The sequence below is a fragment of the Rhizobium sp. Root1334 genome (genome assembly GCF_001426665.1).
GTDB lineage: Bacteria > Pseudomonadota > Alphaproteobacteria > Rhizobiales > Rhizobiaceae > Pararhizobium.
Window position 1 is genome coordinate 942,361 of sequence record NZ_LMEY01000001.1, and the last position, 14,625, is coordinate 956,985.

Genomic DNA, 14,625 nt, shown 5'->3' on the forward strand with positions numbered 1-14,625 from the left:
CCGCGAAATGTGCCTTACACGCGCTGCGTTTTCAGCAGGTCGCGGATCTCAGTGAGGAGCTGCACGTCTACCGGCGGCGGTGCTGCCGGTTCGGCTTCCTTCTGCTTTTCCAGAGAAGCCCGCATTTTGTTGACGCCCTTGACCATCAGGAAAATGATCCAGGCAAGGATCAGGAAGTTGATCACCACGGTCAGAAAGTTGCCATAGGCGAAGACTGCGCCCTGTTCGCGCGCTGCAGCGAGCGACGTTGCTGTGACTTTGGAGGAGAGCGGGAAGAAGAAGTTGGAGAAATCAAGGCCGCCGGTGATGGCGCCGATGACCGGCATGATGATGTCGCCGACCAGCGAATTGACGATCAGCGTGAACGCGCCGCCGATGATGATACCGACCGCAAGGTCCATGACATTGCCGCGGGCGATAAACGCCTTGAATTCATTCAGCATTACTCTCTCCTTGTTGCACCTTAAGCCAACTGCGCTTGCCTGATTCTTACGCAGTGGAACGCACGTCGGATGCTAAACGAAAACCAAATTATGTAAATCACAGGCAAAAATAACGGCACATGAGCAAATTGCGGCCTGATGGGAAAAGAGCCGTGGTTTCTTTGACTTAAGGCTTAGGCCATCGCGATTTTCTTCCCAACCGTCTTGTCCTATGCTCCAGGTGAGAGAAGGAGGAGACATGCTCTCGGGCTCGATCATTTTCGCTGCCGCCTTCGGCTACCTGCTGCTGCTGTTTGCGGTGGCAAGTTATGGCGATCGCAAGGCGTGGAAGACCGCCCCTGCCGGAAAGGGCAGGCCGCTGGTCTATGCCCTCAGTCTGGCGATCTACTGCACCTCATGGACTTATTTCGGCGGCGTCGGCCTTGCCGCCGAGCGGGGTCTCGAATTCACCGGCATCTATATCGGCCCGATCCTGATGTTCACCATCGGCTTGCCGGTCATCCGCCGGATCATCGCGCTGGCCAAGGCCGAGAAACTAACCTCAGTTGCCGATTTCATTGCCGCGCGCTACGGCAAGAACCCGATGGTCGCCGCCATCGTCGCGCTGATCTCGCTGGTTGGTGCCATCCCCTATATCGCGCTGCAGCTCAAGGCCGTTTCGAGCTCAGTATCGGCCATGGTCGACACCAGCGGCTACGGCATCGGCTCCGGCCAGGATTTCATCGACCTGCCGCTGCTGGTGACGCTTTTCCTTGCCTGCTTCGCCATCGTTTTTGGCACGCGCCATACCGATGCAACCGAGCATCAGGACGGGCTGATCCTGGCGATCGCAATGGAATCGGTGGTCAAGCTTCTGGCTCTGGTGACCGCCGGGATCTATGTCGTCTTCTTCCTGTTCGACGGCCCGGGCGACCTGTGGGCGAAGGCTCTTGCCAACCAACAGGTGATGACGGCGCTGCACTACGAGACGCCGCTGCCACGCTGGATCCTGCTGATTGTCCTTTCCGCCTTTGCCATCATCATGCTGCCGCGGCAGTTCCATGTGACGGTGGTGGAGAACAGGACGGAAAGGGACCTGCGCACCGCCGGCATTCTGTTTCCGATCTATCTCATCGCCATTAACCTGTTCGTACTGCCGGTTGCGATCGGCGGCGTGCTGACTTTCGCCGGCACCGGCGATGCCGATCTCTATCTGCTGACGCTGCCGCTTGCTGCCGATATGCCGTTGCTGACCATGATCACCTTCATCGGCGGCTTCTCCGCCGCGACGGCCATGGTCATCGTCGCTTCCGTGGCGCTGTCGATCATGATTTCCAACGATATCGTCATGCCGGTGTTCCTGCGGCGCAACCTGATGGGCCGCGGTGGCTCGCAGGATGTGGCTGGCACCCTGCTCAATGTCCGGCGCACCGCGATCTTCGTGGTGCTGCTGCTCGGATATGCCTACTATCGCTCTGCGGACATGGGCTCCGGCCTTGCCTCGCTCGGCCTTCTCGCCTTTGCCGCAATTTCGCAGATGGCACCGGCCCTGTTCGGGGGCCTCGTCTGGCGGCAGGCAAATGCGCGCGGCGCGATTGCCGGCATGACGCTCGGTTTTCTCGTCTGGGCCTATCTCCTGTTTCTGCCGAGCCTTGGCGGACCTGATAATTCGCATGTCGCGGCAACCGTGCTTGGCTTCCTGTTCCCGTTCACCTCGGTCTTTTCCGGTCCCGAAGCCGATCCGCTGGTCAATGCCTCGGCGCTCAGCCTGCTGGTCAATGTCATGGCCTATGTCATCGGCTCGCTCACCCGGGCGCCGAAACCATTGGAGCGTCTACAGGCGGGGGTGTTCATCCGTCGCAAATCGCGCACCGAAAAAGCCTTTCGCGGCCGCAAGACCAAGATCACCGTCCTCGATCTGAAAACCACGATCGCGCGCTATCTCGGCCAGGAGCGGATGGAACGCTCCTTCCAGACCTACGAGCGTCAGTCGGGGCGCTGGCTGGAGGATCACCTGCCCGCCGATATGGGCCTTATCCATTTCTCCGAACAACTGCTCGGCAGCGCCATCGGTTCGTCTTCCGCCCGGCTGGTCCTGTCGCTGGTGCTGCAGCGGCTGGACGATGCGTCATCGGACACCGCCTGGCTTCTCGACCAGGCATCGGAGGCGCTGCAATACAATCAGGACATGCTGCAGACGGCACTGTCTCAGATGGACCAGGGTATCGCCGTCTTCGACAGCTCGAACAACCTGATCATCTGGAACCGCCGCTTCCGCCAGCTGCTCGACCTGCCGGAAACGGCCGGACAGGTCGGCTTTCCGCTGGCGGATATCGTCTCGATGCTCACCCAGCGCGGCGATATCCGCAGGGAAGACGGCAAGCGGCTGGTCGCCGACTTCCTCACCCTTGACAAGCCTTTCCTGCTGGAACTCTCCGGTGGCACGCGGATCATCGAGGTACGCACCAATGCCATGCCCGACAAGGGCATCGTCACCACCTATACCGACATAACCCAGCGCGTTGCCGCAGATATGGCGCTGAAGCAGGCAAACGAGACGCTGGAATTGCGCGTTGCCGAACGCACCGGCGAACTCACCCGCGTCAACAAGGAAGTGGCCGAAGCCCGCGCCGCCGCCGAAGAGGCCAATATCGGCAAGACGCGGTTCTTCGCCGCCGCAGGCCACGATATCCTGCAGCCGTTGAACGCCGCCCGCCTCTATTCATCGTCTTTGGTTGAGCGTCTGGGGGAATCGGAAAACAGCGCGCTGGTGCAGAATATCGATTCCTCGCTGGAATCGGTCGAAACCATCCTTGGCGCAGTCCTCGACATCTCCCGGCTCGATACCGGCGCGATGAAGCCGCGCCTGCAATCCGTGCCGCTCAATGATCTGCTGCGGCGCATCGAGACGGATTTCGCACCGGTCGCCCGCGCCGCGAATCTCAAGCTGACCGTCATGCCGACTTCGCTGACGGTGCGCACCGACCCCAACCTTCTGCGCCGCCTGGTGCAGAACCTCGTCTCTAATGCCATCAAATATACGCCGGCCGGCAAGGTGCTCGTCGGCGTACGCCGCGAAGGTGGCGATGCCGTCATCCAGGTGCTTGATTCCGGCATCGGCATTCCGGCGTCCAAGTTCCGCACCGTCTTCAAGGAGTTCGCCCGCCTTGATGAAGGCGCTAAGACCGCAGCCGGGCTCGGGCTCGGGCTTTCGATCGTCGACCGCATTTCGCGGGTTCTCAACCACAGCGTCGACCTGCAATCCAAACCGGGCAAGGGCACACGCTTCCGGGTGAGGCTGCCCATTGACCGCACCGTTGCCAGCAGCGCCAAGGCCACGGCATCAGACCCCATTCGCACCGCCGAACCGCTGCATGGACTGCGTGTGCTGTGTATCGACAACGAGCCTTTGATCCTGGAGGGCATGAAGCTGCTGCTGGAGGGCTGGGGCTGCAACGTCGCAACCACGCCATCCCTCGACATCTGGCAGCAAGGCCTGACCGCCCATGACCCGCGCCCCGACGCGATCATTGCCGACTATCACCTGGACAACGGCACCGGCATCGACATGATCCGCGCTATCCGGCTCTATTTCGGCACTGAAATCCCGTCGCTTTTGGTCACGGCCGACCGTTCACCCGAGGTCCGCGCGAGCGCCGAGCGCGACGGTATCACCCTGCAAAACAAGCCGGTCCGGCCCGCCTCGATGCGAGCCTGGCTGACGCAACTGTCGGTCTCGATGAAGGCGGCGGCGGAGTAGCAGATTTGCCTTGGGGGACGGGAAACGCCGCCTGTTGTCAATAGATGTCAGTTCAAGCCGCCACGGCTGAAATCTTGCCCAGCTGGATGACCGCCTGCGTCCGGCTGTCGACATCGAGCTTCAAGAGAATGGCCGAGACATGCGCCTTGATCGTTGCCTCTGAGACGCCGAGTTCGTAGGCGATCTGCTTGTTGAGCAGGCCTTCGGCGAGCATGCCGAGCACGCGGGATTGCTGCGGCGTGAGCGTCTGCAGACGGTGCAACAGAGCCGCCACTTCAGGCTCGTGCTCCATGCCGCGCTGGAAACCTGGCGGCGTGAAGATATCGCCGGCCATCACCGTATCGATTCCCTGGCGAATTTCATCGATCCCGGCAGACTTGGAGAGGAAGCCGGAAGCGCCGAGTTCGAGCGCGCGCTGGATGGTTGCCGGATCGTCATGGGCGGAAACGATCATCACCGGCAGGCTCTGGAATTCGGCGCGGAGCGCAATCAGTCCCGAAAGCCCGCTGACACCCGGCATGGTCAAATCCAGCAGCATCAGATCCACGGATACATTGTCAAGCACCGCCTGCCGGGCCGAGGTGAAGTCCCCCGCCTCGATAATCGCCGGGTTGCCCGGCATGCCGCCCAAAGCCTGACGCATCGCGCCACGAAACAGCGGATGATCGTCCGCAATGATGATGGTCAATCCTGACGTCATGACGCTCCCTCCCAAGAGCACGGCCGCAAGGCCCGTCACGGCGGAAAATCCTCCAATTCGTCCGCTGTGACGTCCGGATCCGGTCAGGTCTTTTGAGGCACATCCTCCGTCTTGCCAGACGGCGGCTTTTCCTCACTTTCCAGATCTTTTACAATTCCCATGAAACTGCGCATCATTCTTTCCATGACGCCCATCGTCTGGTCAATCTCTTCCTTCGTCGGAAGCCTTGGTTTGACGCCCAACGGGCCTTCCGATGCGGCCTTTTCCAGGGTTTCCACACGTTTGGTCAGCAAATCGAGTTCCAGTTCGAAGGCCGTGCGCTCGTCGGCCGCCATCCGGCAGACGATGTCGCCGTCCTTTTCCTGGCAGAGCGAGACTTCCCCGGTCTGTGTATCCAGCCGTGCGATGCCACTGTCGGTCTTCTGCATGGCATACCGCCCGGGCGCGGGCTCCTGCGCCAAAGCGGCACACGCTGCAAACATGCCGCCAAGGGCGACTACCGGCATCAGCATCCTGTTCATTGCATTCTCCTTGCCTAACAAAAAACCGTTGATCCTCAAAAATCAGGATCCCGTCCCGCTTGCCGGTGGACATTCGCAGAAGATTACGGCAATCCCGCAAAGGATATCGTCCAAGCTTTCAGGAAACGGCGGCATGCGCAGTATTATCTACAAAATCGTTCCGGCAACTCTATGGCAGAGTGCGCGCGACAGCGGAGAATTCAAGGGCGCGCCGATCGATCTGACCGATGGGTACATCCATTTTTCGGCCGCAGATCAGGTCAAACAGACCGCTGCCCTGTATTTCGCCGGCCAGGGCGACCTGCTGCTTGTTGCCGTCGATGGCGAAAAGCTGGGCGACAAGCTGGTCTACGAGGCCTCGCGCGGCGGCGCCTTGTTTCCACACCTCTTTGCCACTTTGCCGCTGGATGCGGTCATTTGGGAAAAGCCATTGCCGCTCGACGCAAACGGTATCCACGTCTTTCCGGAGCTTGATCAATGATCGACGTTTTCCAGTCGCTGGCCCGCCGTGGCCTTTTCCTTCTCGATCCGGAAGCCGCTCATGGCTTGTCGATCAAGGGGCTGAAGACCGGCCTTGTGCCTGCCTGCACAGCTCCCGCCGATCCGCGCCTGGCACAGACAGTGGCGGGTCTGGCCTTCATCAATCCGATCGGCCTTGCGGCCGGCTACGACAAGAACGCCGAGGTGCCGGAAGCACTATTGAGGCTCGGTTTCGGCTTTACCGAGATCGGCACGGTGACGCCGAAGCCACAGGCAGGCAATGACAAGCCACGCATCTTCCGGCTGGTCGAGGACGAGGCCGTCATCAACCGTCTGGGCTTCAACAACGAAGGTCATCATGCCGCACTCCAGCGCCTCAAGGCCTGTGATAGTAAAGCGATGATCGGCGTTAATATCGGCGCCAACAAGGACAGCGCCGATCGCATCGCCGATTACGTTACCGGCATCCGCACCTTCTACGGTGTCGCCCGATATTTCACCGCCAACATTTCTTCGCCGAACACGCCCGGCCTGCGCGACCTGCAGGCGCGCGAAAGCCTTTCGGCGCTGCTTTCCGCCGTCCTTGCCGCTCGCGATGACGAAGCTACCAGGGCTGGCATCCGCGTGCCGGTATTCCTGAAGATCGCGCCGGATCTGACCGAAGAGGGCATGGACGATATCGCCGCTGTCGCATTGGCGCATCCCCTCGATGGCCTGATCGTCTCCAACACGACACTATCGCGCGATGGCCTCAAGGACCAACGGCAAGCCAAAGAGAGCGGCGGCCTGTCCGGCAAGCCGCTGTTTGAGAAATCGACCATCGTGCTGGCCAAGATGCGCAAGCGCGTCGGCGCCGATCTGCCGATCATCGGCGTCGGCGGCGTCTCGTCGGCCGAAACGGCTGCGGAAAAGATCCGCGCCGGCGCAAATCTCGTCCAGCTTTATTCCTGCATGGTTTACGAAGGCCCATCGCTACCGGGCAGGATCGTGCGCGGCCTTTCACAACTCTGCGACCGCGAAAAGCTGGCTTCAATCAGCGATATCCGTGGCAGCCGGACGGATTACTGGGCCGGCAAGAACGCCTGAGCCGAACGGCGCGGCACCAGCACCATCAGGAAGAGGCCGCGAAACAAAAGGAAAAGATTGAGCGCGGCCCAGAGACCGTGATTGCCGAAGACCGGCACGAGCAGACAGAGCGCTGCGCCATAGCCGGCAAAGGCCAGCAGCATCATGTTGCGCATGTCGCGTGACCACGTGGCGCCGATGAACACGCCGTCCATCAGGAAGGCGAGCGCGCCGGTCAGTGCGGTGATCGCCGCCCAAGGCATGTAGCTATAGGCCTCGGCGCGCACATCGGTTGCCGTCGTCAGGAGATCAATCAGCCGGTTGCCGAAAATGAGGAAGGCGATGGTGGTGAAACCTGCCAGCGCAAAGGACCAGATTGCCGTCATCCTTAACGCGCGGTCGAAGGCGGGGCGGAAACGCGCGCCAATTGCCCGGCCGGTCAATTGCTCCGCAGCATTGGCAAGTCCGTCGAGATAATAGCCTGCCACCAGAAAGATGGTCATCAACACCGAATTGGCCGCCAGCGTGACCGGTCCAAACGATGTGCCGATCCGCGTCATCAAGGTGAACGCCGCCAGAAGCACGAAGGAGCGGATCATGATATCGCGGTTTAGCCCGAACAGCGGCTTCAGGCGCGCGGGGGAAAAGACGGTTGCCCAACTCGGCGCAACCGACCGGTCAAACCGTGCGAAAACCACGACAAAACCGACGACGGCGCCAATCACCTCTCCCGTCACCGTCGCCAGCGCCACGCCCATCACGCCCCAGCCGAGATGCAGCCCAAGAAAGATCGACAGGACAATGTTGATACCGTTGATCAACGTCTGAAGAAGCAATCCCGTCGTGCCCTGGCCACGGCCGAGCACGAAACCGAGGATGGCATAATTGGCGAGCGCGGCAGGAGCGGCGAGAATCCGATACGTAAAATAGATCCGCGTCACGCCTTCGATATCCGGCCCCGGCGCCAGCAGCCAGATCCCGGCTGCAAGCAGCAGCGGCGACAACACGAGCGCTATGGAACCGCTGACGAGCGCAATGCTGAGCGAACGCCAGAAGACCGCCTGCTCCTCCGCTTTGTCACCGCGCCCGAAGGCCTGGGCGACCAGTCCGGTCGTTGCGGAGCGCAGGAAATTGAATGTTGTGAAAATCAGGTCAAACACGATTGCGCCGACGGCGAGCCCCGCCAGCATCGTCGCCTGCCCAAGCTGGCCGACGACGGCGGTGTCGACAAGACCAAGTAACGGCGTGGTGAGAAACCCCAGCGTCATCGGCACAGCGATCGAAAGAATCAGCCGGTTGGTGACGAGAAAGGGTCCCGCTCCGTGGGCGTTCTCGCGAATATCCGTCGTTGGCGCTGCAGTCATGGCCGCCCCCTCTCAGAACCAGCCGCAAAACGTCAGAATCACATCAGCTGGTCGACAGCACCATGGCCCAATAGGGCCGGTTTCCGGAAGCCGGATTCCGCATCACGGCGACGCCGAGGCCGTTGTAATTCGGGCCCAGCATGTTCTCCAGATGCTTGGGCGAATTGAACCAGGCGGCATAAGCCCTTTCGGCGCTGTCCTGACCCACCGCGATATTTTCCGCCGCCGGCAACGGCACGCCGTCGCCCTTCATGCGGGCGAGGAAGCTGTCACCGATGCCGATCAGATGTGACATCTTTCCAGCCTTTGCCATGCGGGAGGCCTGCGACAGGGCCGCTTGCGCCGCAGCCGGATCGCGGGCCAGCGGCTTCAGGCCCTTTTGCTTTCTCAAGTCGTTGATGTAGCCAAGCGTGGCATCCGTCTGGTCGCTGCCATTGCCGCTCGGGGTAATCTTGGGCGTACCGCAGCTGGCAAGCAGACCGAGCGAAAGAACGGCACCCGCGCGCAGCATCGTGCGCCGGGAAACGGAGAATGTCTGATCGTGCATGTTACCGCCGGTAGCTGAGGACGCGTAGGATGATGAAGACTGGGATCACCACGGCAGCACCGAGCAGGAGGTAATCGCCGACGCGGCCAAGAGCTGCGAAGCCGGAGTGCCAGAGATCAAGGACAAAGTCCCTGATTGTGTAGAGGATGCCATAGGGCGTCCAGCCGAAAACCGCCATGACGAAGCCGACGATGATCGAGACCACCAACAGCTTGACGAGCACCCGAAGCGGCGAATCGCCAAGAAATCTATTCACTCCATCGGCCATGGCCCACGATTCTCCTGTTTTTCTTCACATAAGCTCCTGCAGCCCCTGCTGCAAGCCATCAGCGCTTCTGGCGGTCCCGCCGTCAAATCGCCGCTTGCCATTTCTACACTTGCACGCGACAAGCGCATAACGCCCAGCCATCGGCAGATGGTGCACAATCGAGACGCGGAAACATGACGCTCAACCAGCTTTCTTCCGGCGATCTCATCGCCGACCGCCGCGCCGAATATGCGCATATGCTTGCCGATAGCGGCGACAATGCGGATGCAGCAGATTTGATGACCCAGGCGCTGGAATTGGCACCCGATTGGGCAGCGGGCTGGTTCCGCCTTGCCGGTTATGAAGAAAAATCCGGCCGCAAAGAGGCAGCCATTTCGGCCTTGCACAAGGTTCTCGACCTCAATCCCGATGATGTCTTCGGTGCCGGCCTGAAGCTCGCTCTTCTCGGTGGGGCGGAAACACCCGAGCAGCCGTCCAGTCTCTATGTGGCGCAACTGTTCGATGACTATGCCGACCGGTTTGACAAGGCACTGGTCGAAAAACTGGAATATACCGTTCCGGAAAAACTGGCGGCGCTGATCATAGACCATACGGCCGAAGCCCGCTTTTTGAACGTAATCGATCTCGGCTGCGGCACAGGCCTGTTTGGCGAGCGCATTCGCGACAAGGCGGACCGGCTGGAAGGCTTCGACCTATCGGCCAACATGCTGGCGAAAGCGGAAGCCAAGGGCTGCTATGACCTTCTGGCTCAAGCCGATCTGTCGCTGCCGCCGGAAACCTCCGGGCTGTTTGCGGACATGCGGGATCACCGCGCCGATCTGGTCAGCGCCGCCGACGTCTTGATGTATCTTGGCAACCTCGACAGCGTCTTCGTCATCGCTCTACAGCTGCTGGGCAGTCAAGGCGTGTTTGCCTTTTCCGTCGAGGATGCCGATGCACAAGGCGATTTCGTTCTGCGCCCGTCGCTGCGCTATGCCCATTCGGAAACCTATATCGAGGGTATCTGCAAGCGCTTTGGGCTCAAGATTCTCGCAACCAGCAAAACCACCATTCGCAATGATGGCGGCAAACCGGTCTTCGGCATTCTGTTCCTTACGCGCAGATCGGCGTGAGCGCAGTTTTCTTGCGAAGTTGAAATAGGTCAGTATTGCTTACATATTTTGCTTGATTGGAACGGGCAGAATCCCGATAATTGCTGCACTGCACACAGGCGCCGCGATCGAAGGGATCGCCGGGGCACATGCACTTTCATTCCTTGTTGGTATCGCCGTTCGGGTCCGCCCGGCGCGCATCTGGCTGTCTTTGGAGATCGCGACATGAGCATCATCAGTGCCCTTGGCTTTTTGAATACCAGCGCGACGCGCCACACGCCGGTTGAAGATGTGCAGGGCATCTTTTCGGGCAGCCTGGTCGCAGCCCTCGGCCTCTATGTGCTTGCCAGCGCCGGTCTCTTGACGGGCAGCACCGCCGGTGTTGCCTTCCTCCTGCATTATGCGCTCGGCATCACTTTCGGCCTTGCGTTCTTTCTGCTCAACCTGCCGTTCTTTTACCTGTCGTGGAAGCGTCTCGGCATGGCCTTCACGGTGAAGACCTTTATCGCCATCGCGATCACCTCGCTTTTGACCAATGTTCAAAGCCATGTGTTCGAAATCGCCAGCATTCATCCGGCCTGGGCGGCGCTGCTCGGTGGCCTGCTTCTGGGTTACGGCGTTCTGGCACTCTATCGCCATCGCGCCAGCCTCGGCGGCGTCGGCATTCTTGGTATTTATATGCAGGAGCGGTTCGGCATCCGCGCCGGGCTGGTGCAGCTTGCCATCGATCTCTGCGTGCTGGCAGCTGCCTTCTTTGTCACTACGCCGCCGATCGTGTTCTATTCGGTGCTCGGCGCCGTCGTGCTCAATCTTTTCTTGACCATCAACCACCGCGCCGACCGCTATATCGCTTTGTGACGACGCCGGTCTCTCAGGCGGGGAGGCCGGTCAAGCAAAGCAAGGTGGCGAGGGGTATGCAGGTTCAGCAACGAACTTGCCGGCCACAGCATGGGCAGCACTGGCTGTCCCTCGCCCAACCTTCCATGGTCTGCAGGTGGTGAGCGCGGGACCGGCGCAGCCAGTCCCCGCACTCCGGCGCCGCGCTCCTGAAAACGGTGCGCGGCGCCGTTCTGTTTTTACTCAGGCAGCCTTGGCCGGCTTATCGATCGGATGCTGCGTGCGGAAACCAACTGCCAGCCGGTTCCAGACGTTGATCGCGCCGATGGCGACCGTGATATCGGTCATTTCCGCCTCGGTGAAATGCTCCTTCAGCGTGTTGAAAACATCGTCCGGTGCACCGGTCTGCGCAAGATTGGTGACGGCATCGACCCAGCCGAGCAGCGCGCGTTCGCGGGCATCGTAGACCGGCGATTCACGCCAGACGCACATGAGATTGATCCACTGCTCGCTCAGGCCGTCGTGACGCGATTCCTTGACATGCATGTCGACGCAATAGGCGCAGCCGTTGATCTGCGAAGCGCGCAGCTTGATGAGGTGGATGAAGCGGCGCTCGAGATTGCTCTCCTGAACATATTGCTCCAGAGCAGCAACGGCCTTGTAGGCTGCGGGGGAAGCTTTGGCGAAGTTGAAACGAGGCTGCATGGTCTTCTCCTGTGGTGATGGCTCAGCGAGCCGTTTTGCGTTCGTGAATTTCCAGGAAGGCGCAGCCTCTTGCTGCGATCGATCCATCATCGATTTCGGCCAGTTGCACGCCGAGATCGGCAATCGTGGTCTTGGCCAGTTCCGCCCTATAGACGCGCTCCGCCCTCAGCATGGTGGCCGAGATATTGCAGGGCTTGGAAAAGAAATGATTGGCGACCGGGTTTGGGCCCCGCTGGCGGATTTCACCGCAGCGGAAGGCCGGCGCCGGGCCTTCGACGGCAAGCACGATATCGAGCAGGGTGATCTTTTCCGCCGGTCTTGCCAGCCTGTATCCGCCCTTCGGGCCTGGCACCGTGTCGAGAATTCCGGCACCCGACAGCGATTGCAGATGCTTGAGCAGATAGCTGGTCGACACGCCGTGAAACTCGGCGATTGCAGCAGCAGATAGAACCCCACCCTCGGACAGGCCGGACAGCATGGCGACGCTGTGAATAGCCTGCTCGACGCCCTCACCCATCTTCATCGCCCCACCTCCCTTTTTTATCGTGGATAATTTATATCCACGATTATTCCGGCCGTCAAGCGGAGAAATCGCTCACAAAGCTTGCGTTCGCAAAACCGCAGGATAGAAGGGCGGATACAGACGACGGGAAACAGTGACGATGACGGCAACACCTGCAAAATCAGCCTTTGCGGCATTGATGAATTCGAGCGCCGAGCGGCATTCCATCGCCGATGATGCTCAAGGCGTCATTTCCGGCAGCATGCTGGCCGTGCTCGGCATCACGCTGTTTTCCAGCGCCGGACTTCTGACAGGCGGCACGCCCGGCATAGCCTTTCTCGTTCATTACGCGACGGGCATCAGCTTCGGCGCCTGCTTCTTCGCCGTAAATCTGCCTTTCTATTATCTGGCTTTCAGACGCATGGGCCTGGCCTTCACCGTGAAGACCTTCATCGCCGTCGCGCTGACATCGGCCATGTCCGAAGTTCTGCCACGCGCGCTGGGGATCACCCATGTCGATCCGCTGATCGGCGCGCTGTTTGCGGGCCTTGTGGTTGGTGCCGGCCTGCTCGCCCTGTTCCGCCATCGCGCCAGCCTTGGCGGTATCGGCATTCTGGCGCTTTATCTGCAGGATCGCTTCGGCTGGCGCGCCGGGCTTGTCCAGCTCGGCTTCGACGGCGCAATCGTCGCCTGCTCGTTCTTCCTCGCAAGCCCGTACATCATCGCCTGCTCGATCGCCGGTGCCGTGGTGATGAACGTCACGCTGGCGATGAACCATCGCAAGGATCGCTATATCGCGATGTAAGAAGACAGGCAGTTATGTTCGCGAGGGCGCAACGGCCAGCAAAGCAGTCGTGATGATGGCATCGCCGAACTCCCGCGAGACCGGGCGATGCCCGACAAGCAGCCGAAAAAATACCGGTCCGTAGATCATATCGAGCAAGGCCTCCAGATCAGGCGGTTGTGATATCTCGCCCCTTGCCAAGGCCTGCTCCAGGATGACGCGGCCGGCATTGCGGCTCGACAGGATCACCCGGTTGCGGAACGCCTTGGTGAATTCGCTTTCCGGGTCTGCCGCCGCCAGCGCCATCGTGATCTGGCGCCCGCGCGTGCTGGCAAAGGCCGTGACCAGCCCACGCATCTGCGCGCGCAACGCAACCTCAGCCGTTGCCCCCTTCGCCTCGACTTCCGGCATCGTGTTGACCAGCAGCGCAGCCATGGCCAGTTCCTGCGCATTCGCCCAGGAGCGGTAGATCGTCGGCTTGCCGACACCCGAGCGCGCGGCAACCGCCTCGACCGTCAAACGGCCGAAACCCTCCGTCATCAGAATATCATGGGCAGCTTGCAGTGCACGCCTCTGCGCAGCTTCGCTCGGCGGGCGACCGCGTTTTCTTGACTCGGTGTTTCCATCTTGACTCATATCATTACGATACGTAACGTTAATATACGACCCAGTCAAGGAGGAGCATCCGATGTCCGCTACCACCCGCAAAGTCAGCGTCTATTTCGTCGTGAAGAATGCAGTCCAGGCCATCGAATTCTACAAACAGGCTTTTGGTGCGCAAGAAATCTTCCGCATGACCGACCCCACCGATGGCCGCATCGGCCATGCAGAATTGCAGTTCGGCGAAACATTGATGATGCTCGCCGATGAATATCCAGATTTCGGCGCCCTGTCGCCGGACACGATCGGCGGATCGCCGGTGACGTTCCATGTCGACACCGGATCAACCGATGCCGCCGTGGCGCAGGCTCTTGCTGCCGGAGCGACCCTGCTGCGCGCCGCCGCCGATCAGAGCTTTGGCGAGCGGGTGGCGCAGGTGCTCGACCCCTACGGCCACCGCTGGATGTTGTCACAGACCATCGAACACGTAACGCCGGAGGAAATGCAGAAGCGCTGGAACGAAGGCGCATCGGCCTGAGCGTTGTTGCCTTGAAAATAGCCCAACCGGTCGCGCTGCCCGCGACTGTGATCAGTCCATCGTGCATGCTGTTTGGTCCGGGATTCTCACCGCAGCGACCGACATCCGCCGCAGATAATGCGTTCAGCCGTTTTCGCGGCCGATTCCTCTCTCCCGTTCACTCTGAGAAGACAGATGCCACCGCTCATGAAGCCGGTTGTCCGCTACAGGACGCATCACTGCCCGTCGTGTTTTTTTAGCTGGTCGATCGCATTCAATGCATCATAGGGAGACCAGCCAGCATCGACGGCTGCTTCCACCAACTGGGTTTCCACTTCCTGTTCGAGCTTTTGATAGAGTGGTTCGAGTGCCTCCTGAACGGTCAGGATATGATCATTCGGTGGAATGATTACCTTATCGGTTGCTGAAGACGGCATGCCCCTCTCCCTTTCGACTGCGCCT

17 protein-coding genes are annotated in these 14,625 nt (G+C 60.5%); 7 read left to right on the top strand and 10 right to left on the bottom strand.

Translation table 11 applies throughout. The annotated features are described in order from the left end of the window. Window positions 1–14: 14 nt before the first annotated feature. Window positions 15–443 carry a large conductance mechanosensitive channel protein MscL gene (mscL, locus tag ASD36_RS04530; RefSeq protein ID WP_037105026.1) on the bottom strand — a complete coding sequence of 143 codons (429 nt, stop codon included), beginning with the start codon at window positions 441–443 and terminating at the stop codon, window positions 15–17. 238 nt (window positions 444–681) lie between these two features. Here mscL and ASD36_RS04535 point away from each other — a divergent pair, with 238 nt between their 5' ends. Beyond that, window positions 682–4,182: a NahK/ErcS family hybrid sensor histidine kinase/response regulator gene (locus ASD36_RS04535; RefSeq protein ID WP_060500549.1), complete on the top strand. Its 3,501-nt coding sequence runs from the start codon at window positions 682–684 to the stop codon at window positions 4,180–4,182. Between the two features lie 52 nt (window positions 4,183–4,234). Here the strand turns inward: ASD36_RS04535 and ASD36_RS04540 are convergent, their stop codons facing one another. Further along, the gene (locus ASD36_RS04540) at window positions 4,235–4,882 is read right to left on the bottom strand and encodes a response regulator transcription factor (protein ID WP_060500550.1); all 648 of its coding nucleotides are present in this window, start codon (window positions 4,880–4,882) and stop codon (window positions 4,235–4,237) included. 83 nt (window positions 4,883–4,965) lie between these two features. Next, window positions 4,966–5,394: a hypothetical protein gene (locus tag ASD36_RS04545; RefSeq protein WP_244481811.1), complete on the bottom strand. Its 429-nt coding sequence runs from the start codon at window positions 5,392–5,394 to the stop codon at window positions 4,966–4,968. Window positions 5,395–5,536: 142 nt separating this feature from the next. On the opposite strand from ASD36_RS04545, the gene ASD36_RS04550 reads away from it, so the two are divergent. Both ASD36_RS04550 and ASD36_RS04555 read left to right on the top strand, forming a co-directional pair. Continuing rightward, window positions 5,537–5,884 carry a DUF952 domain-containing protein gene (locus tag ASD36_RS04550; protein ID WP_060501364.1) on the top strand — a complete coding sequence of 116 codons (348 nt, stop codon included), beginning with the start codon at window positions 5,537–5,539 and terminating at the stop codon, window positions 5,882–5,884. Further along, complete coding sequence (locus tag ASD36_RS04555) at window positions 5,881–6,969, top strand: quinone-dependent dihydroorotate dehydrogenase (RefSeq protein ID WP_060500552.1); 1,089 nt, start codon at window positions 5,881–5,883, stop codon at window positions 6,967–6,969. Before ASD36_RS04550 ends, ASD36_RS04555 begins: the two co-directional genes overlap by 4 nt. Here the strand turns inward: ASD36_RS04555 and ASD36_RS04560 are convergent. From ASD36_RS04560 to ASD36_RS04570, 3 genes are read right to left on the bottom strand one after another with little or no spacing between them, the layout of a single operon-like run. Further along, entirely contained in the window at window positions 6,945–8,312 is a 1,368-nt protein-coding gene (locus ASD36_RS04560; RefSeq protein WP_060500553.1) for an MATE family efflux transporter, read from the bottom strand. The genes ASD36_RS04555 and ASD36_RS04560 overlap by 25 nt on opposite strands. Before the next feature lie 43 nt (window positions 8,313–8,355). Then, window positions 8,356–8,859, bottom strand: a complete 504-nt coding sequence (locus tag ASD36_RS04565; protein WP_060500554.1) for a CAP domain-containing protein — start codon at window positions 8,857–8,859, stop codon at window positions 8,356–8,358. 1 nt (window position 8,860) lies between these two features. Beyond that, a complete protein-coding gene (locus tag ASD36_RS04570; RefSeq protein ID WP_060500555.1) occupies window positions 8,861–9,127 on the bottom strand; it encodes a DUF6460 domain-containing protein in 267 nt (88 codons plus the stop codon). Window positions 9,128–9,300: 173 nt separating this feature from the next. Between ASD36_RS04570 and ASD36_RS04575 the strand changes: the two genes are divergently transcribed. Both ASD36_RS04575 and ASD36_RS04580 read left to right on the top strand, forming a co-directional pair. After that, entirely contained in the window at window positions 9,301–10,239 is a 939-nt protein-coding gene (locus ASD36_RS04575; RefSeq protein ID WP_060500557.1) for a methyltransferase domain-containing protein, read from the top strand. A gap of 204 nt (window positions 10,240–10,443) precedes the next feature. Further along, window positions 10,444–11,076, top strand: coding sequence for a YitT family protein (locus ASD36_RS04580; RefSeq protein WP_060500559.1), 633 nt, complete (start codon window positions 10,444–10,446; stop codon window positions 11,074–11,076). A 222-nt stretch (window positions 11,077–11,298) separates the two neighbouring features. Here the strand turns inward: ASD36_RS04580 and ASD36_RS04585 are convergent, their stop codons facing one another. Both ASD36_RS04585 and ASD36_RS04590 read right to left on the bottom strand, forming a co-directional pair. Further along, window positions 11,299–11,760: a carboxymuconolactone decarboxylase family protein gene (locus tag ASD36_RS04585; protein WP_060500561.1), complete on the bottom strand. Its 462-nt coding sequence runs from the start codon at window positions 11,758–11,760 to the stop codon at window positions 11,299–11,301. A 22-nt stretch (window positions 11,761–11,782) separates the two neighbouring features. After that, window positions 11,783–12,283, bottom strand: a complete 501-nt coding sequence (locus ASD36_RS04590) for an Rrf2 family transcriptional regulator (protein ID WP_060500562.1) — start codon at window positions 12,281–12,283, stop codon at window positions 11,783–11,785. 139 nt (window positions 12,284–12,422) lie between these two features. Between ASD36_RS04590 and ASD36_RS04595 the strand changes: the two genes are divergently transcribed. Then, window positions 12,423–13,067, top strand: a complete 645-nt coding sequence (locus ASD36_RS04595; protein ID WP_060500564.1) for a YitT family protein — start codon at window positions 12,423–12,425, stop codon at window positions 13,065–13,067. Window positions 13,068–13,079: 12 nt separating this feature from the next. On the opposite strand, the gene ASD36_RS04600 is transcribed toward ASD36_RS04595, so the two are convergent. After that, on the bottom strand, window positions 13,080–13,682 hold the full coding sequence (locus ASD36_RS04600; RefSeq protein ID WP_060500566.1) for a TetR-like C-terminal domain-containing protein: 603 nt from the start codon (window positions 13,680–13,682) through the stop codon (window positions 13,080–13,082). Between the two features lie 52 nt (window positions 13,683–13,734). On the opposite strand from ASD36_RS04600, the gene ASD36_RS04605 reads away from it, so the two are divergent. Then, entirely contained in the window at window positions 13,735–14,184 is a 450-nt protein-coding gene (locus ASD36_RS04605) for a VOC family protein (protein ID WP_060500568.1), read from the top strand. A gap of 215 nt (window positions 14,185–14,399) precedes the next feature. On the opposite strand, the gene ASD36_RS04610 is transcribed toward ASD36_RS04605, so the two are convergent. Then, window positions 14,400–14,600 (bottom strand): hypothetical protein, encoded by a 201-nt coding sequence (locus ASD36_RS04610; RefSeq protein ID WP_060500570.1) that lies wholly within the window; start codon window positions 14,598–14,600, stop codon window positions 14,400–14,402. Window positions 14,601–14,625 lie beyond the last annotated feature (25 nt).

Bases quoted from the DNA above. Each gene is read 5' to 3' on its own strand.
- mscL (WP_037105026.1), bottom strand. From the start codon at position 443: ATGCTGAATGAATTCAAGGCGTTTATCGCCCGCGGCAATGTCATGGAC.
- ASD36_RS04535 (WP_060500549.1), top strand. From the start codon at position 682: ATGCTCTCGGGCTCGATCATTTTCGCTGCCGCCTTCGGCTACCTGCTG.
- ASD36_RS04540 (WP_060500550.1), bottom strand. From the start codon at position 4,882: ATGACGTCAGGATTGACCATCATCATTGCGGACGATCATCCGCTGTTT.
- ASD36_RS04545 (WP_244481811.1), bottom strand. From the start codon at position 5,394: ATGCTGATGCCGGTAGTCGCCCTTGGCGGCATGTTTGCAGCGTGTGCC.
- ASD36_RS04550 (WP_060501364.1), top strand. From the start codon at position 5,537: ATGCGCAGTATTATCTACAAAATCGTTCCGGCAACTCTATGGCAGAGT.
- ASD36_RS04555 (WP_060500552.1), top strand. From the start codon at position 5,881: ATGATCGACGTTTTCCAGTCGCTGGCCCGCCGTGGCCTTTTCCTTCTC.
- ASD36_RS04560 (WP_060500553.1), bottom strand. From the start codon at position 8,312: ATGACTGCAGCGCCAACGACGGATATTCGCGAGAACGCCCACGGAGCG.
- ASD36_RS04565 (WP_060500554.1), bottom strand. From the start codon at position 8,859: ATGCACGATCAGACATTCTCCGTTTCCCGGCGCACGATGCTGCGCGCG.
- ASD36_RS04570 (WP_060500555.1), bottom strand. From the start codon at position 9,127: ATGGCCGATGGAGTGAATAGATTTCTTGGCGATTCGCCGCTTCGGGTG.
- ASD36_RS04575 (WP_060500557.1), top strand. From the start codon at position 9,301: ATGACGCTCAACCAGCTTTCTTCCGGCGATCTCATCGCCGACCGCCGC.
- ASD36_RS04580 (WP_060500559.1), top strand. From the start codon at position 10,444: ATGAGCATCATCAGTGCCCTTGGCTTTTTGAATACCAGCGCGACGCGC.
- ASD36_RS04585 (WP_060500561.1), bottom strand. From the start codon at position 11,760: ATGCAGCCTCGTTTCAACTTCGCCAAAGCTTCCCCCGCAGCCTACAAG.
- ASD36_RS04590 (WP_060500562.1), bottom strand. From the start codon at position 12,283: ATGAAGATGGGTGAGGGCGTCGAGCAGGCTATTCACAGCGTCGCCATG.
- ASD36_RS04595 (WP_060500564.1), top strand. From the start codon at position 12,423: ATGACGGCAACACCTGCAAAATCAGCCTTTGCGGCATTGATGAATTCG.
- ASD36_RS04600 (WP_060500566.1), bottom strand. From the start codon at position 13,682: ATGAGTCAAGATGGAAACACCGAGTCAAGAAAACGCGGTCGCCCGCCG.
- ASD36_RS04605 (WP_060500568.1), top strand. From the start codon at position 13,735: ATGTCCGCTACCACCCGCAAAGTCAGCGTCTATTTCGTCGTGAAGAAT.
- ASD36_RS04610 (WP_060500570.1), bottom strand. From the start codon at position 14,600: ATGCCGTCTTCAGCAACCGATAAGGTAATCATTCCACCGAATGATCAT.